This is a genomic window from Mycobacteroides sp. CBMA 271 (genome assembly GCF_009729205.1).
Lineage (GTDB): Bacteria > Actinomycetota > Actinomycetes > Mycobacteriales > Mycobacteriaceae > Mycobacterium.
On sequence record NZ_VTHB01000001.1, the window covers coordinates 279125 to 303297 of the forward strand.

Genomic DNA, 24173 nt, shown 5'->3' on the forward strand with positions numbered 1-24173 from the left:
ACCTGGCAGCGAAGCTGTTCGAGTCCGACCCCCAGTTCCGGTCGGCCATGCCCGACGTGGATGTGATGGATTCCCTGCTGGCGCCCGGCCTGCGATTGTCCCAGGTCCTGCACGCCCTGCTTTCCGGATACGCCGACCGGCCGGTGATGGGGTTCCGGTCCCGCGAGTCGGTTGTTGACCCCGCGACCGGTCGCACGGTCGACCGACTCCTGCCCGCATTCCAGACCATCACCTACGGCCAGCTTCTCGATGACATCTCGGCGATTCTCGCGGAGTGGCAGCACGGCGCCAATGCGATTGCCCCCGGCGATTTCATCGCCACCATCGGCTTCTCCAGCCCCGATTACGTCACCGTCGACCTCGCCGCCCTGATGAATGGGTCCGTATCGATTCCGTTACAACACAACACCTCCGCGGCACTACTGCGCATGATGCTAGAGGAGACCAGCCCGCGGTTGGTCGCCGCGAGCGCCGACAGCCTCGAACTCGCCATAGAAGCGGTACTCGGATTACCTGATCTGCGACGGGTGATGGTGTTCGACTACCGTCCCGACACCGATGATCATCGCGAGAAGCTCGCTGCAGCAAGAGATCGTCTACACACGGCCGGCATGGACGTCATCGTCGAGCCCCTCGCGGAGGTCATCGCGAGGGGACGTCAGCTGCCCGAGCCCACGTTTTACACCGACGGCGACGAACAACGCACCGCGCTCATCATGTACACCTCGGGCAGTACCGGCGCGCCCAAGGGCGCGATGTTCACGGAGTGGACGGTGACCCGCTTCTGGTCCTCGGGTGCCGCGCCGAATCGGGACACCCCGATCATCAACGTCAACTTCCTGCCGCTCAACCATCTTGCGGGCCGAGTAGGGCTGTTGACCGCCTTCATACCCGGCGGCACATGTTATTTCGTTCCCGAGAGTGATCTGTCCACGTTGTTCGAGGACTGGCAGTTGGTGCGCCCCACCCACATGGGCGTGGTCCCCCGGGTGGTCGACATGCTGTTCCAGCATTACCAAACCCGCATGGACGCGCTGACTGCCGAGGGAGCCGATACCGAGTCGGCGGACCGCACCGCCAAAGCCGAACTGCGCGAAGAGGTTCTCGGCGGACGCGTGGTCGCGGGCATGCTCGCCACGGCGCCATTGTCCCCCGAGATGAAGACGTTCCTGGAATCCTCGCTGAGCTTCCATCTGCTCGATCTGTACGGACTGACCGAGGTTGGCGGCGTGTTCCGGGACGGCAAGATCTCCCGCCCACCGGTGCTCGACTACAAGCTTGTCGATGTGCCCGAGCTCGGGTACTACACCACCGACAAACCGCACCCGCGTGGCGAATTGCTCGTCAAGAGTGCCACCGCGACGCCGGGGTACTACAAACGTCCCGACGTCACCGCCGAGGTCTTCGACGTCGACGGCTACTACCGGACCGGCGATGTCATGGCAGAGATCGCTCCCGACGAACTGGTGTACGTGGACCGGCGCAACAACGTGATCAAGCTGTCGCAGGGCGAGTTCGTCGCGGTGGCCAACCTGGAGACTGTGTACGTCGGCGCGCCGCTGGTTCGCCAGATCTTCGTCTACGGCAACAGCGAACGCGCGTATCTGCTGGCGGTGGTCGTGCCCACCGACGAGGCACTGCGCACGCATCCCGATCCTGTCGACCTGAAGAACACGATCCGGGAATCGCTGCAGCGGACAGCCCGCGCCAACCACCTGCACTCGTACGAGCTTCCGGCCGATTTCGTCATCGAGACTACGCCATTCACCATCGAGAGCGGGATGCTCGCGGCCGTCGGTAAACCCATACGGCCCAAGATGATCGAACACTATGGGGATCGCCTCGAACGGCTGTATGTCGACCTCGCGGAGGCGCGCGTCGCGGAGCTGCGGCTGTTGCGCGACACCGCGCAGCAGCGCCCCGTCATCGAAACCGTTACCGAGGCCGCGCAGGCGTTACTAGGCATGTCCTCGGACGCGGTACGCCCCGAGGATCACTTCATCGATCTCGGTGGAGACTCGCTGTCGGCGTTGACCTTTTCCAATCTGCTGCGCGATCTGTTCGATGTCGAGGTGCCGGTCGGCGTGATCACCGGCCCCGCTGCGGATCTTCGGAAACTTGCCGAATACATCGCAACTGAACGCGAAAGCAGCACCGCGACGGCTGCCAGTGTGCACGGGCCGGATGTCTCGGTCATCCATGCCGCCGATCTCACGCTCGACAAGTTCATCGATGCCGAGACATTAGACGCCGCAGCGTTGTTGGAACCGCCCTCCGGCGCGGTCGACACCGTCCTACTCACCGGCGCCAACGGCTATCTCGGCCGGTTCCTGTGCCTGGAGTGGCTGCAACGGTCGGCACAGTCCGATGGCCAGCTGATCTGCCTGGTCCGCGGCGATAGTGATGCCGAAGCCCTGGCACGGCTTGAGGCTGCGTACGGCGATACCGACCCGGCGCTGCTCGACCAGTTCCGCACGTTGGCGCAGCGGCACCTGCGGGTGATTGCGGCCGACATAGCCCAGCCCCGTTTCGGCGTAGACGACGCGACCTGGGAGCAACTGGCCCGCGAGGTCGACAAGATCGTCCATCCGGCAGCGTTGGTAAATCACGTCCTGCCGTACAACCAGTTGTTCCAACCCAACGTCTTTGGCACCGCCGAAGTTATCCGTTTGGCGTTGACCGGGCGGATGAAGCCGGTGACGTACTTGTCGACCATGGCGGTCGCGATGACGGTTCCCGATTTCGACGAGGACGGGGACATCCGCGCGGTGAGCCCCACGCGGCCCGTCGGGGCGGGCTATGCCAACGGCTACGCGAACAGCAAGTGGGCCGGCGAGGTGCTGCTGCGCGAGGCACATGATCTGTGTGGCCTCCCGGCCAGCGTCTTTCGCTCCGACATGATTCTCACCCACCGCCGGTACAGCGGCCAGCTGAACGTCACCGACGCGTTCACGCGGATGCTGCTGAGCCTGGTCCTCACCGGTATCGCGCCGCGCAGCTTCTATCAGGGCGACGGCAACGGCTCTCGGCCCCGAGCCCATTACGAGGGCCTCCCAGTCGATTTCGTGACCGAAGCGATAACAACCCTGGGCCTGGCTGCCACCGAGGGTTTCCGGTCATACGACGTCATGAATCCGCATGACGACGGCATCTCGGTGGATACCTTTGTCGACTGGCTGATCGAAGACGGGCATTACATCGACATCATCGACGACTACGACGAGTGGCTGTCGCGATTCGAGACTGCATTGCGAGGTCTGCCCGACGAACAGCGGCGCGCCTCGGTGCTTCCGCTGCTCGATGCCTACCGAGCGCCGGCCCCCCCACGCCGCGGAGCGTCCATCCCCAACGACACCTTTCGGAAAGCCGTGCAGGAACACGAAATTGGTCACTGCAACGATATACCTCAGATCGACCGCGCGCTCATCACCAAGTACATGTCGGACCTACGGGCGCACCGACTGCTCTGAGGCTGGTGTGCCCGGGTGTTTGATGCTCTCGTAGATCCGGGCGAGACCGTCGGCGCCGTGCCCGGCATCGATCTGCTGACGTATTAGCCCTTGCACCATGGCCAGTGGTTGCCCACCGATGCCCAGGGCCGCGGTGGCCGCCACCATCTTGGTGAGGTCGGAGAACTCCAGGCTCTGCTGGCCGGGCACCGAGTAGTCGCCACCGTCCACCACTGCGGCATATCCGGCGAACTCGGACGTCATCGCGGACAGCCAGGCAGCGGACCGCTTCGCAAAATCGCTCGCCGAGACGCCCGCCGTACCCACCATGGCAGCTCCCTGCAGGAACCCGACGAACATCACGTACATCCCGGCCAGCTGCGCTAAATCGTACAGCGAGGCGAGCCCCGCATCTGATCCGAAATATGAACTGGCGCCCCAGGTATCGAGGATCTTGCGATAACTGTCGAAGACCTCATGCGAGCCGCTGTACAGGATCTCCGATCCTGCACCGCCGATCATGTTCGGCACAGCCATGATTCCGCCGTCGAGGTAGTCGATACCGGCGGCCTCCGCCCACGCTCCGAGCTCACGAGCCTGATCCTGGTTGGTGGTGGTGAGATTGACCAACGCGCGCCCGCGCAACTGGGCCGCCACTGGGTCAAGGGTCTCGTGCACTGAGGCGTGATCGAACAGGCACACCACGATCACCGGCGACGCGGTAACTGCCTCCTCAACCGTCTCCGCAACAACCGCATTGGGCACCACCGCGCCCTTACCCGGGGTCCGGTTCCACACGACAACAGGGGTGCCCGTTGCGGCCACCGAGGCGGCAAGAGCGCGCCCCATCTCGCCGAGACCGAGGAATGTCACAGATGTCTTGTCCGCTGGCTCTGAAGTCACCCACCCATCGTCGGTGTGGTGTCACACCGGGAGCAAGTACGCACTTTCACGTGCCCTACGCACTCCGAGGTAAGCATCCTGGTAGACCAGGCGACATCGAGAGTGGTTGTGACGCAGAACTATCCCCGCGTATACGCAGGCCCCTCGGGCAGTAGGTGCTTGTCTACCAGCGTGTGCCAACGTCGTTGTCGATAACGGAAGAGCACCTTCACTCCCTTGGCTATGACCGGAGTAAGGAAACCCGCGTCGACTTCGATCCGGTCGCTGTACCGGCAACGACGATCACCGGCCGGCTCCACATGCAGGGTGTGGTTCCAGGTGCGCAGGACTCCCCCGTGTTCGTTGGTCCGCACGGTGCGCGTCTCTTCATCGACCTCCACCACATGAATCGTGTGCCGGTACAACGGGATCAGATGTAGCCCCCACAACCGGGCGGTTCCACGTTCACCCACCCGCATGGGTTCGGTGCGCCCGGACAGCGCCGGTGCCCCAAAGACTCCACGGCACACGTACAGAAACGTGCCGGCATATTGCATGGCGCCCCACACCCGGTCGGCGTCGGTGGGCAACTCGGTTTCCAGGTAGACCGTCTTCATGTCACAATTATGAGTAATTACTCATATATTTGGTACTCGCATTCGAGGGAGACGATCGACACGTGTCCGGCCCTCGCCTACAACCACGCAAGCAGCCACGACAGGACCGTGCGGAGGCCACCCGCCGTCGCATCCTGGATGCCGCTGCTCACGTTTTCGCCGACTTCGGCTATGCCGCAGGCACCACGAACCGCATCGCCGAACGAGCTGACGTATCGATCGGCTCGCTGTATCAGTACTTCCCCAACAAGGACTCCATCCTCGTCGAGCTCATGACCGCCCACACCCAGGAAGGTTTTGCGCACGTCCAGCGGCATCTCACCGCCGGCCTACCGGAGTCGATCGAAGACATGCTGCACATCTTCGTCAGAGCTGCCATCGACAACCATCGCGACAACCCGAGGCTGCACCGGGTGCTGTTCGAGGAGGCGCCGCGACCACCCGAGTTCCTGGAGATGCTGCACCGGTCCGAAGATATCGTCGTCGCTCAAGCCGAAGCGATTCTGGCGGCACATCCCGATGTCCGGGTCTCCGAAACAGCCATGGCCGCAAGGATGGTGGTAGCCACCATCGAGTCGTTGACGCACCGTCTGGTGGCTGGCCCTCGGCCGGTCAATCCGCAGTCGTTCGAGGACGAGCTGGTCGGCATGCTGACCCGCTACCTCACCGGCTGACGGTTACAGCAGGTGGTCGGCGATCTGCCCGTGTTCGCCAAACAACTCGGCGTTCCACTTTGCGATGAGCTCGGTGTTGTCGACCTCATTGGGGTGAAAGTCTTTGCGGCGATAGGACAGTAGCCGCCGGAAGACCGTGCGCGAGAAGAAGGGGGAGCCGAATAATCGGACGGCACTCCGATAATGGACCCTGGGATTGTAGAAGTCTCGGTCCCGGAACATGGACATGTACGTCGCACATCCTACCGCGGCAACGAACATCAGCGTGGTGAGCCACATGACGAAAACCCGCATCCGATGGGTTCCGCCGACGGCCTGGTACACATCGAAAGCAACCGCGCGATGCTCGGATTCCTCCAGCGCATGCCACAGCAGCATGGAGCGAATCTCACCCTCCCCCAACATATCCTGAGCGCGTTCGTCGGTCAGGACAGTCTCGGCCAGGATCGCGGTGTAATGCTCCAAGGCCGCCGTCATCGCGAGGCAGTACACCGGCGAGAGGTGGCGTGTCCGCGCTTCCAGCGTCTTGCGGATTACCCGATCGATCAACGCGGTCGGGTAACCCATCTCTTGCAGGCGCTCGTTGAGCACGCGGTGTTCACGGCTGTGCGTGGCTTCCTGACCGATGAATCCGGCCACCTGCCTCGTGAGCTCCGGATCGGTGATCTGATCGGCGACCGCCCGCACCGAGCGGATCATGAACGCCTCACCCTCGGGGAAGGCCGCCGAGAGCACCGCCACCATGTGACTCATCCCCAAGTCGCCCTGAACATAGTGATGGTGCATGGCGCCGGCCGGATAGCGAAACCTGATCCGCCGTGTCTTGATATCCCGATCCATCGTCACCCCACCCCTCCCCTAATGCAGATGACCCACCAGGTGCCCGCCGTCCCCGAACAGCTCGGCATGCCATTTCTCGATGAGCTCGGTGTTGTCGGAGTCATTGGGATGGAAACCGGGACGGTTGTATTCGCCGATACGGCGCCGCACCTCGCGGCTCAGGAAAGGCAAGTGCCGCAGCGCCACAATGCTTTTCACCAACCGGATGGGGTTGTAGGCAGCCTTGTCGCGGAGCAGCGAGATCACCGTCTCGAAGAATGTGGTGTACATGAAGGCAAGGGTGGTGCGACGCATCGCCCAGACACGCAGCCGCTCACTACCACCGACAGCCCGGTAGACATCGAAGGTGACGCAGCGGTGCTCGGCTTCTTCGAAGGCATGCCACAGCAGCATCGAACGCACCTCGCCCTCACCCAGCATGTCCAGGGCACGCTGATCGGTGAGCAGCGTCTCGGCCAGCACCGCGGTGTAATGCTCCAGCGCCGCCGTGACCGCTAGCGTGTAGATCGGCGGGTAATTCCGGGTCTGGAAATTGAAGATCCGGCGTGCGAGCCGCTCCACGAACGCGGTGGGATAGCCCATCTCCTGCAGGCGCTCGTTCAGCTCGCGATGTTCACGCCCGTGCGTCATCTCCTGGCCGATGAACCCGGCCACCTGCTTCTTGAGCTCGGGATCGGTGATCTGGTCCGAATAGCGTCGGACCGACCGGATGAAGAACTCCTCACCCTCCGGGAAAACCGCCGACAGCATCGCCATCATGTGGCTTGAGACCAGGTCACCCTGCACAAAATGGCGATCCAGCGAACCCGGGTGGTAGCGGAACCTGATACGGCGGGTTTTGATCGGCCTGTCCATACTCAGCTTCCCACTACCCCGCTACGACTGATCTCGGTTGGCTTTCCAATTGGCTTCCCATCTGACACTGCCAACGCCGCTCAGGGTACCGCAATCCGGGGGTATCTCGATGTTTCAGGGTTGACATATACCTATATAGGTATATGTTGTATCCATGGCTCGCACCCCCACAACAGCTGACGCGTTCAACGCGATAGCGGAGGCGGGCCGACGTGAGCTTCTCGGTGCCATCGGTACCGGCGAGGTCACGGTCAACGAACTGGTGGCACGGACCCACATGGGTCAACCACAGGTGTCCAAGCACCTGAGCGTGCTCCGCGCCGTCGATCTAGTGCGGGTGCGCTCACATGGACGACACCGCTTCTACCGCGTGAACGGCGCTGCCCTGCGGCCCGTCCACGACTGGGTGGCCGCGTTCGAACGCACCTGGAACGAGCGCCTGGACCGGCTCGACGATCTACTCACCGAACTCAAGGAGGAAGACCAATGACCGAAATCGCCAACCGCTACGGCAGTGCCACCGTCGAATTGCCCTCGGATACCACAATTCTCATCACGCGCTCGTTCGACGCCCCCGCGGCATTGGTGTTCAGGACGCTCACCGAACCGGATCTGGTCAAGCGCTGGTGGGGCTTTGAGACCTCCCAGTGGCAGGTGTGCGAAATCGATCTGCGGGTCGGCGGCACCTATCGGTATGTGATCACCGACGGCGGCATGGAGGTCGGGTTCCATGGTGAATATCGCGAGATCGACACGCCGCACCGCCTGGTCAACACCGAGACATACGAGGGCATGCCCGATGCGTCGGCCCTCGTGTCCACCATCCTCGACGAGGTCGGAGGCGTGACCACCATGCGGGTACTCGTCGAGCACAGCTCCAAGGAACACCGCGACGGCCACATCGACTCAGGCATGGAAGGCGGCATGCAGGTCAGCTACAACCGCATCGAGGATCTGCTGCGCGACCTCGCCTGACTTACTCCCCCTGCCGAGTGCGTACTGCGCACTCGGCAGGGGTCCGTGCGAAATACCCGCCGCTCCGTCCGCGTTGCAGCCACGGTGAACACACTCTTCGCCCGAGAGGCTCATCGATGACCAACCAATTCACCTTCGAATACATCAGCAAGAACCCGCAATGGGTCGGCGAGCAAATCGACGTCTACGAATCCAGCGGCGGCGCCGAAGGCACCACGGTAGAGGGCATGCCTGTGGTGATCCTCTACACCGTCGGTGCGAAGTCGGGACAGATCCGCAAGGCCCCGCTCATGCGCGTTGAGCATGGGGGCGTGTACCTAGCGGTTGGCTCGATCGGTGGAGCACCTAAGAACCCTGCGTGGGTGGCGAATCTGCGGGCCAATCCGGTGTTCGAACTACGTGACGGCGAAAACGTGCAGACCGTCAGTGCCGCGGAGATCGCCGACGAGACCGAGCGCGCAGCGTGGTGGGAACGTGCGGTGGCGGCCTTCCCGCCCTATGCCGAGTACACGACGCGAACCGATCGGGTGTTCCCGCTGTTCACGCTCACTCCGGTGAGCTAGCGGCTGCCTTCTTACGTTCGATGTCGGCCAGCGCCTCGGCCAGTTGCGCACGTTGCGCGGCCGAGGCGTCCCAGGCCACCTTGCGGTTCTTGACGACCCGCGCGGGTGCGCCCACGGCAATCGAGTAGTCCGGGATGACGCCCTTGACCACGGCATGGGCGCCCAGCACGCAGCCGCGCCCAATGATGGTGTCGCGCAGAATTGTCACCTTGGTGGCGATCCAGGTGTCCGGCCCGATCCGCACCGGGGTTTTGATGATCCCCTGGTCTTTGATCGGCACGGTGATGTCATCCATGATGTGGTCAAAATCGCAGACGTAGCACCAATCGGCCATGAGCGCGGAGTCGCCGAACTCGATGTCGATGTACGCGTTGACGACGTTGTCCTTGCCGAACACCACTTTGTCGCCGAGCCGCAGGGACCCTTCGTGGGCACGCAGCGAGTTTCCGTCGCCGATGTGCACCCACCGGCCGATCTCCATCCGCGCCAGTTCGGGTGTGCAGTGAATCTCGACGTTCTTGCCGAGGAACAGCATGCCGCGCGTGACGATGTGCGGGTTGGTGAGCTTGAACTTGAGCAACCGCCAGTACCGCACCAGGTACCACGGCGAATACGCCTTGTTGGCGATGACCCAGCGCAGCGAGGCCATGGTCAGGAATTTGGCCTGCAGCGGGTCCCGCAGGCGCTGGCCGCGCCACCGCTTGTGCAGCGGAGCACCCCACATCGTCGTCATGGCCGCACAGCCTACGGGACCACCGAAGACCGACCGACTACCCTGCGAGGAGCCATTGTCCCGGTCGACCAAAGGAGTGCCTTACCGTGCTTTCCCGGGCACGAGTACTCGCGAGCATTGCCTTCGCGGCACTCCTCACTGTCACCGCCTGCTCCGGCGACGATTCGTGGATCGACATCAAGGCGGCACCCGGTTGGTCGGCCACCTACGCCGACGCGCATAACAGCAGCTACACGTCCACCGAGGGTGCACGCGAGCTGACCCTGGAGTGGAGCCGGAACACCAAGGGCCAGATACGCAGCGCCGCGGCCATCGGCATCGACAACATCATCGCGGTGAGTGCCGACACCCCGGGCGGCTGCACCCTCATGGAGTGGGAGAACAACAAGGCCGCACGCCAGCGGTGGTGCACCCGCATGGTGACCGGGAGCCCGTGGTCCGGGCCGCTGACCGACGGATACAACAACCTCTACCTCGGCCAGCCGGGTGCGGTGGTGTCGTTTCCTCCGACCCAGTGGATCCGGTGGCGTAAGCCCGTCATCGGCGCGCCCACCACGCCCAAGATCGTCGAGCCCGGAAGGCTCCTGATCGTCACCCATCTGGGACAGATCGTGATCTTCGGCGCCCAACGCGGCGACGTGGTCGGTACCCCGATGGATCTGCTGGAAGGTATCGATCCGGCCGATCCGCGACGCGGTCTAGACGATTGCGAAGCGGCGCGACCCAAGTGCCCGGTATCAGCGTCCCCGGCCTATGACCCGGCGACCGGCACCATCGTCACCACCCTGTGGCAGCCCGGCAAACCGGTACCGGTGCTGCTTGGAATCACCTACGACGCCGACGGCAACGTCATCCTGAAACACAAGTGGGCCAACAAGATCATCGACGAGGGCGTCATCGGCTCCCCCGTGATGTCGAATGACGGCGAGACGGTCTACATCAACGACCGCAAGGGCTCACTACATGCCATGCACACCTTCGACGGCAGCCAGAAATGGTCGGTGCCCCTGGGATTCAACGCCACGACGCCGCCGTCGGTCGCCCCGGACGGGACCATCATCGCGGGAACCGGCGACAAGGCCACCCTGGTGGCGATCAAGGACTCCGGGAGCAAGGGTGAGATCGCTTGGCGCCGCGACGATCTCGTCCCGCTTTCGACGTCGAGCCAGGCCGCCGGCCAGGTCGGCTACGCGGTGGTCAAGGACGGCGACAAGGGCCTGGCCCTGACGGTGTTCAACACCGCCGACGGGACCACCGTCAACCGCTACCCACTGCCCGAAGCGGCCGGCTTCCCGGCGGGAATCTCGATCGGACCCGATCAGCGCGTGATCGTCACCCTGAGCGAAGGCATGGTGTACGGGTTCCGCCCGGGGACCTAGCCGCGCACACAAATGCCCGTGCATCACTACCTATCCGAGTGATGACGACCGACAATGGCACACTGCCGCGGAGCCGCATCCTGGTACGTAACACCGCCGGATCAATGTCGACGCCGCGCACGGTGATTTCGACCGACCCACAATCACGCGCGGTGAGCGACTGTCGTAGTCGCTTCTCGCCGTACGCCAACGCCTCCAACACCCGATAGCCCTGCACACCGTCAGGCACGGAATCTCCGGACAGGTAGGCAATGCGGGGGTCCAACTGCCACAACCCATGTCGCGCTGCGTAGTGGCGCACCAGACCTGACCGCACCACGGCACCATCGGGGTCAACGATCCACTCCCCCGCCTCGGCGACCGCGCAGTCATCGGGGTCGGCGTCGGTCAGCCGGAAGCCGTCTCCGGCCGTCGAGAGCACGGTGGCGCTCCGGTGTGCCTGCGCCAGCCCGGCCGACCATAGACACGCCTCGCGGACGCCTCCGTCGAGTGAGACCACCTCGATCTCGCCGCCGAACCCCGTCTGCTCGCACAGCTCGGCGAAGTCCAGTCCCGGAGCGCATTTGACGACCAGTTCGCGATCAGCGTATGTCGCCAGCACCGCATCCAGGGGCGGGGTGTAGGCCGATGGATCGAATCGCCGCCGACCGCCGGAACGACGGCCCGGATCGGCGATGACCACCTCGGCGCGGCTGGACGGTGCCAGCGCATCGGCCCGGCAGATCAGGACACGGTCGCCAATGTTGTGACGCGCCATCGCCGTTCGAACCGGATCGATATCGCTGCCGAGCACCGTCGCCGCGACGCCGTCGAGGGCGGCAAGTTCGGTGCCCACCGAGCAGGTGACGTCGTGCACCACCCGGCCCGCAAGGCGGGCGGCGCGATGCCGAGCGACTACTGCCGGAGTCGCCTGTTGCAGTGCATCATCGGTGAACAACCAGTCCTGCACGGCACCGAGCTTGTTCACTGCCTTGCGGCGCAACAGCACCGTCTGCGCCAATACCGCAGCACGTTCGCCAAACTCGGCACGCAGGGCCGCGGTATCGGCCACCAGGGTGCTCGGGGAGAGCCCGTACACGGATGCCCGTGTTAGGGCCGTCCTGCCCACTGGGGACGACAGATAGTCGACGTCGGCGACGTCTATCACCAGCGGTCGTCGAGAACTACGAGGACTTGAGCCCGGTGATCATCACGTTGTAGTACCAGCCCTTCGGCACCACGTGACGCCAGATGTTCTCGTCCACCCAGCTGAGTGTCTTCCAGCCGCCGAACGCGAACTTCGCCCAACCCCAGCCCAACTTGCCGGCCGGCACCGTCGACTCAAACGTGCGCACCGGCCAGCCGAGCATCGCGGCGGTGAATTCCTCGCTGGCGGTCCGCACGGCAACGGCACCGGCATTGGCGGCCATCTTCTCGAGGTCGGCCGGATCAAAGGTGTGCAGGTCAACAACCCATTCCAGAGCCGCGGCACGCGAATTCTCGTCGAGTTCCTCCTGCGGACGCCGCCAGCTCTCCAATCCGGGCAGCTTCATCGCCTGGACCGTGGCCTTCCACGTCAGATTCGCGAGCGCGCGGGCGTACAGATTTCCAACGGTGGTGGGTTCGCCGGCGAAGATGAACCGCCCGCCCGGCTTGAGCACCCGCAACACCTCGCGCAGGGACAGCTCGACATCGGGGATGTGGTGCAGCACGGCGTGACCCACCACGAGATCGAAGGTGTTGTCGTCGTAGGGAATCCGCTCGGCGTCAGCCACCCGGCCGTCGACATCCAGCCCGAGTTCCTTGCCGGTCCGCGTGGCGACCTTGACCATGCCGGGAGACAGGTCGGTGACCGAACCACGGCGCGCAACACCCGATTGCATGAGGTTCAGCAGGAAGAAACCGGTGCCGCAGCCCAGCTCGAGGGCGCGCTCGTAGGGCAGCTCACGCTGGTCCTCGGCGGGCACGATGGCGTCGAACCGGCCGCGGGCATAGTCGATGCAGCGCTGATCGTAGGAGATCGACCACTTCTCGTCGTAGGTCTCCGCTTCCCAGTCGTGATACAGGATCTGCGCCAGCTTGTTGTCCTCGAAAGCGGCAGCGACCTGCTCGGCGGTGGCCTTCGTGGTCGGCTGGCCGTCCAGCCCCGTAATCTCCGTCATGGCCGTCAGCCTAACTCCTGGTTAGGCTCCCCTGAACCGGGCCGTCCCCGGGCCGATCTCCAGGTGAGCGGCCACCCCGTCCACTCGGTCCTGCGTCGCGAACACCTGGCAAAACAGCTCGCGTTCCCTGTCCAAAGCCTTGACCAAAGGGCTATCGAAGCCATAGTCCATGGCCTGCTTGGCGGCAGCGAGGGCCCGGGGCGGTCCGTCGACGAAGCGTCGGGCCCAGGCGGCGGCCTCGGTGTAGACGTCGTCGGGGGCCACCATCTGATCGATGAGACCAGCGCCACGCGCTTCCTCCGCCCCGACGAAGCGACCGCTGAACACCATCTCCTTGGCCCGGCTCAACCCAACGACCCGCGCCAACCGGGCGGTCCCGCCGCCGCCGGGGATCATGCCGACCAGAATCTCTGGCGACCCGACCTTGACGTTGTCTCCAGCGATCCGCCAGTCGGCCGCCAGCGCCAGCTCCAGGCCGCTGCCCAACGCGTATCCCGTGATCGCCGCGACCGTGGGCTTAGCCAGCTCCGCCACCGCGGTGATCGCGGCCTGGCGGTCTACGGCACTGCGCGCCATCTCGTCACCGGTAAGCTCACCAAGTTCAGCCAAATCATCACCGGCGCAAAAGATTTCGTGACCGCCGTAAACAATCACGACTCTGATGTCCTCGCGAGCGTTCGCCTCCGCGGCGGCCTGGGCGAGTTCGCGGTACATCTGCCGGGTGAAGGTGTTGGTGGGCGGTCGCGACAGCGCGATCGTGCCGATGCCGGGATGCTCGGGCGCGGTGCGCACCGAGACGAACTCAGGCTCCGTCATACCAGCTCCGGTCCGCTCACTTCGGGTATTTCCATGGCGCCCTGGCGGGCAGTCTCATACCGATCGACATCATCGAACTGGACGAACCACCGTCCCTCTTCTTGCTTCAGAATCGGCATGATCGGCGCGATCTCCCGCGATGCGCCCAGAACCTCGGCGACCGTCGCGCCGGAGGAGGACACCGCATCCAGCTGGGACCAGGTGGGAGGAAGCAGGAAGCTGCGACGTTCGGTGAACGCCGTGATGGCCGCCTCCGGGGTCTGCCACCCCGACGCGACCGCCTCGGTGGTGTCACCATCGGCGTCCTGTCCTGCCGGCAATGCCGCGACGAAGAAGAAGGTGTCGTAGCGCCGCGGCTCTGCCTCCGGGGTAATCCAGTTAGCCCACGGCCGCAGCAGATCCGCTCGCAGCAGCAGGCCCTCACGCTGCAGGAACTCGCCAAAGGACAACGTCTTATCGGACAGGTCATGGCGCGCCTGTCGATAGGCCGCGGCGTTCCCCACGATCGCGGTGTCCGAGGTACCGGCGAACAGCACCCCACATTCCTCGAAGGTCTCACGCGCGGCGGCGCATACCAGGGCCGAGGCCAGCTCGGGGGTCACACCCAACTTCCCCGCCCACCAGTCCACGTCGGGACCGACCCACGGCAGATCGGCACGCAGATCACGGGAATCCACCCCACCGCCGGGGAAGACCGTCATCCCGCCGGCGAAGGCCATGGCGTTATCGCGACGCATCAGAAACGCCTCGACACCGACCGCGCCGTCGCGGATCAACACGACCGTGGCAGCGGGCTTCGGCTGTGTTGAATCCTTCTGGGGTGGTGTCACTACTGCCTCCTGGAGTGTGCGGCACGGGGCCGGGCACGTCGCGCGAAATAGCGCCCATCGATCATCTCAACCAGGATCGACTGACCGAACGCGCGGGACAGATTTTCACTCGTCATCACATCCGCCAGCAGACCTTGAGCGACGACGGCGCCCTCCGACAGCAACAGCGCGTGGCTGAAACCAGGTGGAATCTCCTCCACATGGTGTGTCACCAGAACCATCGCGGGCGCATCCGGGTCCGCAGCCAGCTCACCCAACCGCCCCACCAGTTCCTCACGCCCGCCCAGATCCAGACCGGCGGCCGGCTCGTCGAGCAGCAGCAATTCGGGGTCGGTCATCAGCGCGCGCGCAATCAGCACACGCTTGCGTTCACCCTCGGACAGCGTTCCGTACGTGCGTTCGGCCAGGTGTTCGGCGCCGAGGGTCTCGAGCATGTCCACGGCCCGCGCCGTGTCGACCTCCTCGTACTCCTCACGCCAGCGACCCAGCACGGCGTATCCGGCCGAGACCACCAGGTCGCGGACCACCTCGTTATCGGGTATCCGCTGAGCAAGCGCGGCCGAGCTCAGGCCGATCCTGGCCTTGAGCTCGGAGACATCGACGCGGCCCAACCGTTCACCGAGAATGGCGGCGTCACCGGATGTGGGATGTTCCATGGCGGCGGCAATGCGCAGCAATGACGTCTTCCCCGCGCCATTGGGACCGACGACGACCCACCGTTCATCGAGCTCTACCGACCAGGTGACCGGGCCCACCAGCACCTTGCTATTGCGGCGCAGCAGGACATCGCGGAAATCGAGCAGAAGATCCGGATCAATTTCGGGCTCATGCTCTTCACGCAAGCGTTCATCGGCCACTAGGCCATCGTGCCGCATGGGTGGCGCGGGGAGGTGGGCGGGCGTCAGCTCAGCGCGTCGACAGGGAGCCATCTTCGCCATGCATCTGGACCCTTATCGAGTATCCTAATTCGTACGTCAGCAAGCTCGGAAGGAATTCTAGGCAACGACATGACAAACGATCTTGATTCGGATCCTTACCTCGGCATCGTGCATGACATCGGGGTTGCCAACCATCGGCTTCTCACGCAGCTCGACGAACAGGCAAGTCAAATCCAGCAACGTGCAGCTCAGGGTGATGATCGGTCCTGGGTGTGGGCCGATCTCAAGGTATGGCGCCGCCGGGTGGATGCCTTCCAGTCTCAGCTGCGCCGTGACACCACGGCCATCGGGCGCCTGATTGATGCCAATCGGCGAATCAATGGGCAGGGAAAGAGCGAAGATAACAGCACATCGCGACCAGAACCTTCGTCCGAGAGCAACCGCGACGGCCTATACCCCTTCAAGGATCACCGATCGCAAGAGGAATTCGTCGGCAGACTCAACCGGGTCTTCGGGGTCCTGCACACTCCCGGTCGCGGCCCCTACTCCAACAGCGAATTTCTTGTGTTCATGCGAACCGGGGGCACGGTGGTGTCGGCACCGTACCTGTCGCAGTTGCGGAACGCTCAGCGCGGTCGGCCGTCCATGCAGGCGCTGGAGAGCATCGCGCACGCCTTTCGAATCGACGTCCGTTACTTCACAGATAGTGGCTACGCCGACGAGCTGGATCCGGATTTGACTGCACTGGAACTCGCCCGGAACCCGGTGGTGGCCAATCTGACATCCAAGCTGCTCGACCTCCCGGCGGCGCTTCGGGAACAGCTGCTGACCGACGCGGAGTTACGCGACCGACGCGATCAGACAGCCACGTCCTGAGCTGATCTCGCGGGCTCGGGCGACGACGTGCTATCCCGTTGCGTGCTCAGCACCGAGCCCCAACCACTGATCGCCAACAGCCTTCGCGGCACCAGCCGGAGCACCAACTGGATAAGTGGCCCGATCCCGAGCGCGTAGAGCAGGGTGCCCACGCCGACACTCCCCCCGAGCAGCCAGCCCGTCGCCACCACGATGACCTCGATAGCGGTCCTGGTCAACCGCACAGATCGACCGGTGCGATGAACCAGTCCAGTTGTCATTCCGTCACGCGGCCCCGGGCCAAGCCCCGCGCCGACGTAGAGCACCGTGGCGATCGCGTTCAACAGCACGCCACCGACAAGGAACGCCACCCGGATTGACATCGCCGGCGAGTCCGGCAACCAGGCAAGGGTGGTGTCGACGGAGATCGCGAGCACAATGATGTTGGCGATGGTCCCTACACCGGGCTTGTTACGCAACGGGATCCACATAAGAAGCACGACGACCCCGGTCACCGCCGACGCGAGCCCGATGCTCATTCCAGTTCTCATCGAGAGCCCCTGATGGAACACATCCCACGGGTCCAATCCGAGCCCCGCCCGCACCATGAGTGCCATCGACACCCCATAAAGCCACAACCCCACCAGCAGCGAGGAACCCCGCGCGCTCCAACCAATCCATTTCCCGGTCACCAGACGATTTTCTCGACCAACTGGCTTGTTTTTCAATAGCCAGTTGAGCCACACTGGCTCTTATGTCTGATCGCGTGGTCGCTACCGGATTGTCTTCGCGCGAGCGGCTCATCCCTGCCGACACACTGGCCGGTCACCTCGGCCACTGGCGTACCGCGGGCTCCGCAGGACCCGCCTACGGAGCGCTAGCCGACGCGATCAGGCTGCTCATCATCGACGGGCGACTCCCCTTGGGCGCCCGCATCCCCAGTGAACGAGCACTGGCCACGGCGTTGCGCGTGAGCCGAACCACCGTGACCGCCGCCTACGCGGAGCTACGTGACAGTGGATACCTGCGCGGACGTCAGGGCGCGCGCAGCACCACCGCACTGCCGGGGCCCGACCGATCCGATTCGGCCACCACGGCAGTGGCGAGCTCGATGATCGATTTGCAGAATGCCGCGACCGCCGCCCCGGCCGCCGCGGTGCTCGACGCGTATCAGGTGGCGCTGAGCAAGCTGCCCAGCCATCTGCGAGGCATCGGTCACGAGTTGGTGGGCATACCCGAGCTGCGACCCCGCATCGCCGAGCACTTCTCACGACGCGGCCTGCCCACCACCGAGGACCAGATCATGGTGACCTGCGGTGCCCAGCAGGCCATCGCGCTGCTGCTCGGCGCCTTCGTGGAACCCGGTGACCGGGTGCTCGTGGAGCAGCCGGGATATCACGGAGCCCTCGATGCGATCGCTCAGCGTGGTGGACGTCCGGTACCCGTGCCGATGCACACCCACGAGCGGATGTCGGGTTGGGATATGACCGGGATGGAGACCACCATCCGCCAGACGGCCCCCAACCTGGCCTACCTGGTGCTGGACAACCACAACCCCACCGGCCTCACCATGCCGCTGACACAGCGAAAGCTACTGGCAGACATCATCTCCCAAACTCGCACCCGCACGGTCGTGGACGAGTCGCTCGTCGGTGCCTGGCACGAAACACCCGGGCCCGCGCCCATGGCGTCTCTGGTGGCGCGTCCCGATCTGGTGATCACCATCGGGTCGATGTCCAAGTCATTCTGGGGCGGAATGCGCGTTGGCTGGATCCGCGCCGACCGCACCACCATCGCCCGCCTGGCCGCGGTGCGCTCGGCCATGGACACCGGCACGCCCATCCTCGAACAGCTGGCCGCCGCCGAGCTACTGGAACATGCGGCCGAGGTCGAGGCCGCGCAGCGACAGATCTTGCGTGGGCGACGCGCGCTCGTGGTGTCCGAGCTGCGCCGCCGGCTCCCCGACTGGGAGCTTCAGGAAGCCGACGGCGGCCTGTGCATCTGGGCCCGGCTGCCGGCGCCGATGAGTACCGCCCTCGCAGCGGCCGCGGCGCGGCTGGGGGTGCGTATCGCCGCGGGTCCGCGGTTCGGTGTCGGCGGCTCGCTGGAGCGGTTCGTGCGGGTGCCGTTCACTCAGCAGGATGAACAGCTGCTGCGCGGAGTGGAACTGCTCGCCCAGGCCTGGCACACCGTGACAGGTGCTGCACCACTTGCCGATTCGGCGATGGTGGGTTAGCGCTAGTCGTCGAGGATCTCGACGCGGCGCACGCCGCCGTCAACCGCATCGGCAGCCTCGATCTCGGCGCGGGTCACGCCCAGGATGAACAGCACCACATCCAGATACGGCTGACTCACCGACGCATCGGCCACCTCGCGCAGCGCCGGTTTGGCATTGAACGCCACCCCGAGCCCGGCCGCCGAAAGCATGTCGATATCGTTCGCGCCGTCTCCGACGGCGACGGTCTGCGCCAGCGGAACACCCGCCTCGTAGGCAAATTGCCTCAGCGCCTTGGCCTTTCCGGGCCGGTCCACGATCTCCCCGATCACCCGGCCGGTGAGCTTGCCGTCCACGATCTCCAGCACATTGGCCGCCACGAAATCGAGGGCCAGTTCGTGGGCCAGCGGCTCGATCACTTGCCGGAAACCACCGGACACCACACCGCACGAGTACCCGAGTCGGCGCAATGTCCGGATAGTGGTGCGAGCGCCCGGGGTGAGCACCAGTTCGTCGGCGACATCGTCCAGCACGGACTCGGGCAGGCCGGCAAGCGTGGCCACCCGCTGGTGCAGCGACTCGGCGAAGTCCAGTTCCCCGCGCATCGCGGCCTCGGTGATCACCGCGACCTGTTCACGCGCCCCGGCCCGCTCGGCCAACATCTCGATGACCTCGCCCTGGATCAGGGTGGAGTCCACGTCAAAGACGATGAGCCGCTTGGCACGACGGTCCAGGCTGCTGTGCTCGACGGCGATATCCACCGGCTCGTTGACGGCTACCTGGGCCATCGCGGTGTGCAGATCGATATCGGTGAGCCGGTCCTGCGGGACCGTGACCCGCAGCTCAAGTCCCGTCACCGGGTAGTCGGCAATACCCCGAATGAGGTCGATGTTGATACCGAGACCCGCCAATTCGCGGGCCACCGCGCCGAACGCACGCGCCGTAACCGGGCGCCCCAGGACCACGATGGTGTGGGTCGACGGATCCTTGATAACCGAACTGTCCCCGCCGAATTCGACGTCCACGTCGAAGCCGAGCGTGTGCATGGCCTCTTCAAGCTCGTCCTGCAGCGCCTCGATCGCATCGCTGGGGCCCTGCGCCTTGACGAGTACACCAAGCGTGAGCTTGCCGCGGATGACGACCTGTTCGACATTCAGCAGCTCGACGCTGTGGCGGGATAGCACCGCCATGAGCACCGATGTGACACCGGGTTTGTCGGCCCCGGTGACGGTGACAAGAACCGTGACGCTAGCTGTCGTCACCGGTTACTTGTGGCCGCCACCCACGTGCGCCTCAGCGCGCATGCGTTCGGACATGTGCGGGTAGTGCAGCTCGAATGCCGGGCGCTCCGAACGGATTCGGGGCAGCTCGGAGAAGTTGTGCCGCGGCGGCGGGCAGCTGGTGGCCCACTCCAGGGAGTTACCGTAACCCCACGGATCGTCGACGGTGACGACCTCGCCGTAGCGGTAGCTCTTGAAGACGTTCCACAGGAACGGCAGCGTCGAGGCGCCCAGGATGAAGGCGCCGACCGTCGAGAAAGAGTTCAGGAAGGTGAAGCCGTCGGTCGGCAGGTAGTCGGCGTAGCGGCGCGGCATGCCCTGGTTGCCCAGCCAGTGCTGCACCAGGAAGGTGGAGTGGAACCCGATGAAGGTAAGCCAAAAGTGGAACTTGCCCAGGCGCTCGTCGAGCAGACGGCCCGTCATCTTCGGGAACCAGAAGTAGATACCGGCGTAGGTCGCGAACACGATGGTGCCGAAGAGCACGTAGTGGAAGTGCGCGATCACGAAGTACGAGTCGGTGACGTGGAAGTCGACCGGCGGCATGGCCAGCAGCACACCGGTCAGACCACCAAACAGGAAGGTGACCAGGAAGCCGACCGAGAACAGCATCGGCGTCTCGAAGGTCAACTGCCCCTTCCACATGGTGCCGATCCAGTTGAAGAACTTGATACCGGTCGGAACCGCGATCAGGAACGTCATGAAGGAGAAGAACGGCAGCAGCACGGCGCCGGTGGCGTACATGTGGTGCGCCCACACCGCGATGGACAGCGCTGCGATACCCAGGGTGGCGTAGATCAGCGTCGTGTAACCGAAGATCGGCTTGCGGCTGAACACCGGGAAGATCTCCGAGACGATGCCGAAGAACGGCAGCGCAATGATGTAGACCTCGGGGTGTCCGAAGAACCAGAACAGGTGCTGCCACAGCAGAACTCCGCCGTTGGCGGGGTCGAAGATGTGGGCACCGAGGTGACGGTCGGCGGCCAAACCGAACAGTGCGGCGGTCAGCAGCGGGAACGCCAGCAGCACCAGCACGCTGGTCACCAGGATGTTCCAGGTGAAGATCGGCATCCGGAACATGGTCATGCCGGGGGCGCGCATACACACGACGGTGGTGATCATGTTGACCGCGCCGAGGATGGTGCCCAGACCACCGACGGCCAGACCCATGATCCACAGGTCGGCACCGGCACCCGGTGAGTGAATGGCGTCGGTCAGCGGGGTGTAGGCGGTCCAGCCGAAGTCGGCGGCGCCACCGGGGGTGATGAAGCCGGCGATAGCGATCATGGCGCCGAACAGGAAGAGCCAGAAGGAGAAGGCGTTAAGACGCGGGAAGGCAACGTCAGGGGCGCCGATCTGCAGCGGCAGCACCACGTTCGCAAAGCCGAACACGATGGGTGTCGCATAGAACAGCAGCATCACCGTGCCGTGCATGGTGAACAGCTGGTTGAACTGCTCGTTGGACAGGAACTGCAGTCCCGGCACGGCCAGCTCGGCGCGCATGAACAGCGCCATCAGGCCACCGATGAGGAAGAACGCGAAGCACGCGACCAGGTACATGATGCCGATCAACTTGTGATCGGTGGTCGTGATCATGCGATAGATCAGAGTGCCCCGGGCTCCCATACGGGCCGGGAAGGGGCGGCTGGCCTGCAATCCACCAATGGGGGGTGCTTCGGCGGTCACGACTCCTCCGATTCCTCGTCATGCGCGGCCCGTTCTACTGGCCGCATCTTCGGTGAATCCTAGCCCGCGCCACCGCCGATCGCGGAGCGGGTCCTACAGAGAGTCGTACTTAGGGTTGTTTCCGATCCGTGCGGGCGTGGTCAGGGCGTCCTACCCGCGTGTTCACCGCCCCGCGCGGTAAGTTCAACCGGGTGCAGACAGTGAGGCTCAGGGGTGCCGCAGCCACGTTGGCAGCGGCGATCGCGGTGACGATGTCCGGTTGTACGGAGAAGCCCACCGACGAGACCCCGAGCACCCTGGTCACCAGTCCCACCAAGATCGCCGGCGCCGGAGTGCTGGGCAACGCACGCAAGCCCGACGAATCCTGCGCCAAGGATGCCGCGGCGCTCGACCCGGAGGCTTCCCGCGAAGTGCGCCATGCCCAAGGCGAGACCGAGGTACCCGAGGATGCCAAACGCATCGTGGTCCTCGACGCCGGCGCGATCGACACCCTGTGTGCGCTGGGGATTCAGGACCGCATCGTGGGCGTGGCGCTGGCCGATAACGCGACGGCTCCCCCGTCATACCTGGGCACCGTGGTGCACAACCTGCCGTCTATCGGTTCGATGGCCTCCCCAGACCTGGCCAAGATCGGTGCCGCCAAGCCCGATCTCATCCTGAGCTCGGCCGGCGAACAGAACTCCTATCTGGACCTGAGCGCCATCGCGCCGACCGTGATCGTGTCCGGACGCGACCTGGCCGAGCACGTCCGCTTGGTGGGCAAGGCCACCCGGCGAACCGCGGACACCGACAAGCTGTGGACCGGTTTCGTGGACGCCGCCAAGAAGGTGGGCCGCGAAAACGACGCCGCACATTTCCAGGCCTCGATCGTTCAGTTCACCGATCAGACGGTGCGGGTGTACGGCGCCAGCAACTTCCCGGCATCGGTGTTCGCCACAGTCGGACTGGATCGGCCTGCTACCCAACGGTTTACCGACACTCCGTTCATCGAGGTCAGCACGGAGGACTTCTCGGCTGTCGAGGGCGACATCGTCTACGTCTCATTCTCGAGCCCGTCGGCACGGGACCGCGCCGCCCGGATCTTCGGCACCAAGCCCTGGATGGCGCTCGGCGCCAGCCGCGACAACCGGGTGTTCGCGGTCAACAACGAGGTGTGGCAGACCGGGGACGGAATCGTCGCGGGACGCGGTATCCTCGACGATCTGCACTGGGTCAACGCACCGATCAACTAACAGTTACGCTCCCGGCATGCACCACGTGCTGAGCCTCACGTACACCCAGCCGCTCGACGTCGTCAATGAGGTCCGACCGGATCATGCCGCCTGGATCGCCGACGAAATCGAAGCGGGACGCCTGATCCTGGCGGGTCGCAACGAGCACGCCACCGGCGGCGTTCTCATCAGCGGAGACATCAGTGTCGAGGAGGCGGAGGCCTTGATTGCCGTCGACCCGTACACCACGGCCGGTGTCGCCGAGTACACGCGCACCGGGTTCAACGTCAGCTTCAAAGCAGCGGGAATACCGTGACCGACAAAGGTTTTCCCGATAATCGTTGGGGCGATCCCGACAGCGCACTGTCCCGGGTCGCCGCCAAATTCGCCGCGACGAAGCCGGGTTCGTGGACCATCCGCAAGCTGACGCCCCTGGACCGGGCCGTCATGGAGCGCACGGGAAGCCGGTACACCGTGCTGGGCCCCTTGGGCCTGTCGACGCTGCTGCTCACCACCACGGGCTGCAAGTCGGGGCAGCCTCGAGTTTCACCGCTGCTGTACCTGCACGATGGTGACCGAATCGCACTGGTGGGCAGCAACTTCGGCCAGGAAAAGCACCCGGCGTGGACTGCCAATCTGCTGGCCGATCCGCGCGCGAAGGTGACATTGGCCGGGCAGAAGATCGACGTGGTCGCGACCCTGGTGCAGGGCCCCGAGCGCGACGACTACTACCGCCGTTTCGAGGCGATGCTGCACGTCTACGCGGCCTATAAGGGTCGTACCGACCGCGAGATCCGGGTCTTCACGCTGCAACGCGCGGACTAGATTTCGGGCCGCCGGTGCCGATGCACGCTCCGCGCACTAACCCACCCCGACGGTCAGCCGTTTCACCGAACGCAAAATGTGATTGGTGGCCAACACATGTCCGCGGGTTCCGATCACCAGCGCTCGGTAGATCCGACCGCGCAATCCGGGAAAGTCCGCGTACGTTTGCGCACGCAATTGCGTACCGCCGTCCTTGGTTTCGCCGAGCTCGAAGACCAGTTCGTAACGCGAGAAGCGGTGCCTCCCGACCAAGCTCAGGTGCTGCCCGGGCTCGACCTCGTTGACCGCGAATCCCGCGCGCGGCCGAGTACCCAACAGGGCGCCGAGAGGACTGCGCTCGGCGGATCGCAACATCGCGTCGGCGTAGCGCCGCAGGTTCTCCCACACCTGCGCACGCGGCGCGTCGATCCGGATTGCGTGCTCATCAATATAGGATAAATGTTCCATATCTCCAGGTTTACCAGAATTAGGA

At 64.6% G+C, this 24173-nt stretch carries 25 protein-coding genes; 11 read left to right on the forward strand and 14 right to left on the reverse strand.

Going from position 1 to position 24173, the window contains the following annotated elements; translation table 11 throughout:
• Nucleotides 1-47 precede the first annotated feature (47 nt).
• Nucleotides 48-3470, forward strand: a complete 3423-nt coding sequence (gene car, locus FZI91_RS01335) for a carboxylic acid reductase (protein WP_155937677.1) — start codon at nucleotides 48-50, stop codon at nucleotides 3468-3470.
• Here the strand turns inward: car and FZI91_RS01340 are convergent.
• Entirely contained in the window at nucleotides 3447-4352 is a 906-nt protein-coding gene (locus FZI91_RS01340; RefSeq protein ID WP_162526600.1) for an NAD(P)-binding domain-containing protein, read from the reverse strand. The genes car and FZI91_RS01340 overlap by 24 nt on opposite strands.
• 119 nt (nucleotides 4353-4471) lie before the next feature.
• Nucleotides 4472-4948 (reverse strand): hypothetical protein, encoded by a 477-nt coding sequence (locus FZI91_RS01345; RefSeq protein ID WP_155936912.1) that lies wholly within the window; start codon nucleotides 4946-4948, stop codon nucleotides 4472-4474.
• Nucleotides 4949-5010: 62 nt separating this feature from the next.
• Between FZI91_RS01345 and FZI91_RS01350 the strand changes: the two genes are divergently transcribed.
• Nucleotides 5011-5622, forward strand: coding sequence for a TetR family transcriptional regulator (locus tag FZI91_RS01350; protein WP_162526599.1), 612 nt, complete (start codon nucleotides 5011-5013; stop codon nucleotides 5620-5622).
• 3 nt (nucleotides 5623-5625) lie between these two features.
• Here FZI91_RS01350 and FZI91_RS01355 read toward each other — a convergent pair whose 3' ends face one another.
• Nucleotides 5626-6462: a metal-dependent hydrolase gene (locus FZI91_RS01355; protein WP_155937679.1), complete on the reverse strand. Its 837-nt coding sequence runs from the start codon at nucleotides 6460-6462 to the stop codon at nucleotides 5626-5628.
• 18 nt (nucleotides 6463-6480) lie between these two features.
• Nucleotides 6481-7317 carry a metal-dependent hydrolase gene (locus FZI91_RS01360; RefSeq protein ID WP_155936914.1) on the reverse strand — a complete coding sequence of 279 codons (837 nt, stop codon included), beginning with the start codon at nucleotides 7315-7317 and terminating at the stop codon, nucleotides 6481-6483.
• A 154-nt stretch (nucleotides 7318-7471) separates the two neighbouring features.
• Between FZI91_RS01360 and FZI91_RS01365 the strand changes: the two genes are divergently transcribed.
• The 3 genes from FZI91_RS01365 to FZI91_RS01375 all read left to right on the forward strand — a co-directional run bounded on the left by FZI91_RS01365 (nucleotide 7472) and on the right by FZI91_RS01375 (nucleotide 8855).
• On the forward strand, nucleotides 7472-7807 hold the full coding sequence (locus tag FZI91_RS01365) for a helix-turn-helix transcriptional regulator (protein WP_155936915.1): 336 nt from the start codon (nucleotides 7472-7474) through the stop codon (nucleotides 7805-7807).
• A 5-nt stretch (nucleotides 7808-7812) separates the two neighbouring features.
• Complete coding sequence (locus FZI91_RS01370; RefSeq protein ID WP_162526612.1) at nucleotides 7813-8292, forward strand: SRPBCC family protein; 480 nt, start codon at nucleotides 7813-7815, stop codon at nucleotides 8290-8292.
• A 116-nt stretch (nucleotides 8293-8408) separates the two neighbouring features.
• Nucleotides 8409-8855 (forward strand): nitroreductase family deazaflavin-dependent oxidoreductase, encoded by a 447-nt coding sequence (locus FZI91_RS01375; RefSeq protein WP_155936917.1) that lies wholly within the window; start codon nucleotides 8409-8411, stop codon nucleotides 8853-8855.
• Here FZI91_RS01375 and FZI91_RS01380 read toward each other — a convergent pair.
• Nucleotides 8839-9588: an acyltransferase gene (locus tag FZI91_RS01380; protein ID WP_155936918.1), complete on the reverse strand. Its 750-nt coding sequence runs from the start codon at nucleotides 9586-9588 to the stop codon at nucleotides 8839-8841. The two genes, FZI91_RS01375 and FZI91_RS01380, sit on opposite strands and share 17 nt — an antisense overlap.
• A gap of 86 nt (nucleotides 9589-9674) precedes the next feature.
• Here FZI91_RS01380 and FZI91_RS01385 point away from each other — a divergent pair, with 86 nt between their 5' ends.
• Nucleotides 9675-10967 carry a PQQ-binding-like beta-propeller repeat protein gene (locus tag FZI91_RS01385; protein WP_162526598.1) on the forward strand — a complete coding sequence of 431 codons (1293 nt, stop codon included), beginning with the start codon at nucleotides 9675-9677 and terminating at the stop codon, nucleotides 10965-10967.
• Here the strand turns inward: FZI91_RS01385 and FZI91_RS01390 are convergent.
• Genes FZI91_RS01390 through FZI91_RS01410 form a run of 5 tightly spaced genes read right to left on the reverse strand, consistent with a single transcriptional unit; the run spans nucleotide 10921 to nucleotide 15629 of the window.
• Nucleotides 10921-12114 carry a THUMP-like domain-containing protein gene (locus FZI91_RS01390; protein ID WP_162526597.1) on the reverse strand — a complete coding sequence of 398 codons (1194 nt, stop codon included), beginning with the start codon at nucleotides 12112-12114 and terminating at the stop codon, nucleotides 10921-10923. The genes FZI91_RS01385 and FZI91_RS01390 overlap by 47 nt on opposite strands.
• A 16-nt stretch (nucleotides 12115-12130) precedes the next feature.
• Entirely contained in the window at nucleotides 12131-13108 is a 978-nt protein-coding gene (locus FZI91_RS01395) for a class I SAM-dependent methyltransferase (protein ID WP_155936920.1), read from the reverse strand.
• Between the two features lie 21 nt (nucleotides 13109-13129).
• A complete protein-coding gene (locus FZI91_RS01400) occupies nucleotides 13130-13924 on the reverse strand; it encodes an enoyl-CoA hydratase (protein WP_155936921.1) in 795 nt (264 codons plus the stop codon).
• Nucleotides 13921-14754 carry an NUDIX hydrolase gene (locus FZI91_RS01405; RefSeq protein WP_162526596.1) on the reverse strand — a complete coding sequence of 278 codons (834 nt, stop codon included), beginning with the start codon at nucleotides 14752-14754 and terminating at the stop codon, nucleotides 13921-13923. Before FZI91_RS01405 ends, FZI91_RS01400 begins: the two co-directional genes overlap by 4 nt.
• Nucleotides 14754-15629, reverse strand: a complete 876-nt coding sequence (locus FZI91_RS01410; protein WP_155937681.1) for an ABC transporter ATP-binding protein — start codon at nucleotides 15627-15629, stop codon at nucleotides 14754-14756. Before FZI91_RS01410 ends, FZI91_RS01405 begins: the two co-directional genes overlap by 1 nt.
• A 132-nt stretch (nucleotides 15630-15761) precedes the next feature.
• Between FZI91_RS01410 and FZI91_RS01415 the strand changes: the two genes are divergently transcribed.
• Nucleotides 15762-16508: an XRE family transcriptional regulator gene (locus tag FZI91_RS01415; protein ID WP_155936922.1), complete on the forward strand. Its 747-nt coding sequence runs from the start codon at nucleotides 15762-15764 to the stop codon at nucleotides 16506-16508.
• Here FZI91_RS01415 and FZI91_RS01420 read toward each other — a convergent pair.
• Nucleotides 16490-17179 (reverse strand): YitT family protein, encoded by a 690-nt coding sequence (locus tag FZI91_RS01420; RefSeq protein ID WP_162526595.1) that lies wholly within the window; start codon nucleotides 17177-17179, stop codon nucleotides 16490-16492. The two genes, FZI91_RS01415 and FZI91_RS01420, sit on opposite strands and share 19 nt — an antisense overlap.
• A gap of 62 nt (nucleotides 17180-17241) precedes the next feature.
• On the opposite strand from FZI91_RS01420, the gene FZI91_RS01425 reads away from it, so the two are divergent.
• On the forward strand, nucleotides 17242-18723 hold the full coding sequence (locus tag FZI91_RS01425; protein WP_155936923.1) for a PLP-dependent aminotransferase family protein: 1482 nt from the start codon (nucleotides 17242-17244) through the stop codon (nucleotides 18721-18723).
• Nucleotides 18724-18725: 2 nt separating this feature from the next.
• On the opposite strand, the gene serB is transcribed toward FZI91_RS01425, so the two are convergent.
• Together serB and ctaD are read right to left on the reverse strand one after the other, a co-directional pair.
• The gene (serB, locus tag FZI91_RS01430; RefSeq protein ID WP_166548222.1) at nucleotides 18726-19964 is read right to left on the reverse strand and encodes a phosphoserine phosphatase SerB; all 1239 of its coding nucleotides are present in this window, start codon (nucleotides 19962-19964) and stop codon (nucleotides 18726-18728) included.
• Between the two features lie 3 nt (nucleotides 19965-19967).
• Nucleotides 19968-21665, reverse strand: coding sequence for a cytochrome c oxidase subunit I (ctaD, locus tag FZI91_RS01435; protein WP_162526103.1), 1698 nt, complete (start codon nucleotides 21663-21665; stop codon nucleotides 19968-19970).
• A gap of 251 nt (nucleotides 21666-21916) precedes the next feature.
• Between ctaD and FZI91_RS01440 the strand changes: the two genes are divergently transcribed.
• Genes FZI91_RS01440 through FZI91_RS01450 form a run of 3 tightly spaced genes read left to right on the forward strand, consistent with a single transcriptional unit; the run spans nucleotide 21917 to nucleotide 23701 of the window.
• On the forward strand, nucleotides 21917-22897 hold the full coding sequence (locus FZI91_RS01440) for an ABC transporter substrate-binding protein (protein WP_155937685.1): 981 nt from the start codon (nucleotides 21917-21919) through the stop codon (nucleotides 22895-22897).
• A 16-nt stretch (nucleotides 22898-22913) separates the two neighbouring features.
• The gene (locus FZI91_RS01445; RefSeq protein WP_155936924.1) at nucleotides 22914-23192 is read left to right on the forward strand and encodes a YciI family protein; all 279 of its coding nucleotides are present in this window, start codon (nucleotides 22914-22916) and stop codon (nucleotides 23190-23192) included.
• Nucleotides 23189-23701, forward strand: coding sequence for a nitroreductase/quinone reductase family protein (locus FZI91_RS01450; protein WP_162526104.1), 513 nt, complete (start codon nucleotides 23189-23191; stop codon nucleotides 23699-23701). Before FZI91_RS01445 ends, FZI91_RS01450 begins: the two co-directional genes overlap by 4 nt.
• 36 nt (nucleotides 23702-23737) lie before the next feature.
• Here FZI91_RS01450 and FZI91_RS01455 read toward each other — a convergent pair whose 3' ends face one another.
• A complete protein-coding gene (locus FZI91_RS01455) occupies nucleotides 23738-24148 on the reverse strand; it encodes a hypothetical protein (RefSeq protein ID WP_155936925.1) in 411 nt (136 codons plus the stop codon).
• Nucleotides 24149-24173 lie beyond the last annotated feature (25 nt).

Coding starts and splice junctions, on each gene's coding strand:
- FZI91_RS01375 (WP_155936917.1), top strand. CDS start 8,409: ATGACCAACCAATTCACCTTCGAATACATCAGCAAGAACCCGCAATGG.
- FZI91_RS01400 (WP_155936921.1), bottom strand. CDS start 13,924: ATGACGGAGCCTGAGTTCGTCTCGGTGCGCACCGCGCCCGAGCATCCC.
- FZI91_RS01425 (WP_155936923.1), top strand. CDS start 17,242: ATGTCTGATCGCGTGGTCGCTACCGGATTGTCTTCGCGCGAGCGGCTC.
- FZI91_RS01410 (WP_155937681.1), bottom strand. CDS start 15,629: ATGCGGCACGATGGCCTAGTGGCCGATGAACGCTTGCGTGAAGAGCAT.
- FZI91_RS01455 (WP_155936925.1), bottom strand. CDS start 24,148: ATGGAACATTTATCCTATATTGATGAGCACGCAATCCGGATCGACGCG.
- FZI91_RS01440 (WP_155937685.1), top strand. CDS start 21,917: ATGTCCGGTTGTACGGAGAAGCCCACCGACGAGACCCCGAGCACCCTG.
- FZI91_RS01380 (WP_155936918.1), bottom strand. CDS start 9,588: ATGACGACGATGTGGGGTGCTCCGCTGCACAAGCGGTGGCGCGGCCAG.
- FZI91_RS01445 (WP_155936924.1), top strand. CDS start 22,914: ATGCACCACGTGCTGAGCCTCACGTACACCCAGCCGCTCGACGTCGTC.
- FZI91_RS01365 (WP_155936915.1), top strand. CDS start 7,472: ATGGCTCGCACCCCCACAACAGCTGACGCGTTCAACGCGATAGCGGAG.
- FZI91_RS01345 (WP_155936912.1), bottom strand. CDS start 4,948: ATGAAGACGGTCTACCTGGAAACCGAGTTGCCCACCGACGCCGACCGG.
- FZI91_RS01360 (WP_155936914.1), bottom strand. CDS start 7,317: ATGGACAGGCCGATCAAAACCCGCCGTATCAGGTTCCGCTACCACCCG.
- FZI91_RS01415 (WP_155936922.1), top strand. CDS start 15,762: ATGACAAACGATCTTGATTCGGATCCTTACCTCGGCATCGTGCATGAC.
- FZI91_RS01395 (WP_155936920.1), bottom strand. CDS start 13,108: ATGACGGAGATTACGGGGCTGGACGGCCAGCCGACCACGAAGGCCACC.
- car (WP_155937677.1), top strand. CDS start 48: ATGCCCGACGTGGATGTGATGGATTCCCTGCTGGCGCCCGGCCTGCGA.
- FZI91_RS01355 (WP_155937679.1), bottom strand. CDS start 6,462: ATGGATCGGGATATCAAGACACGGCGGATCAGGTTTCGCTATCCGGCC.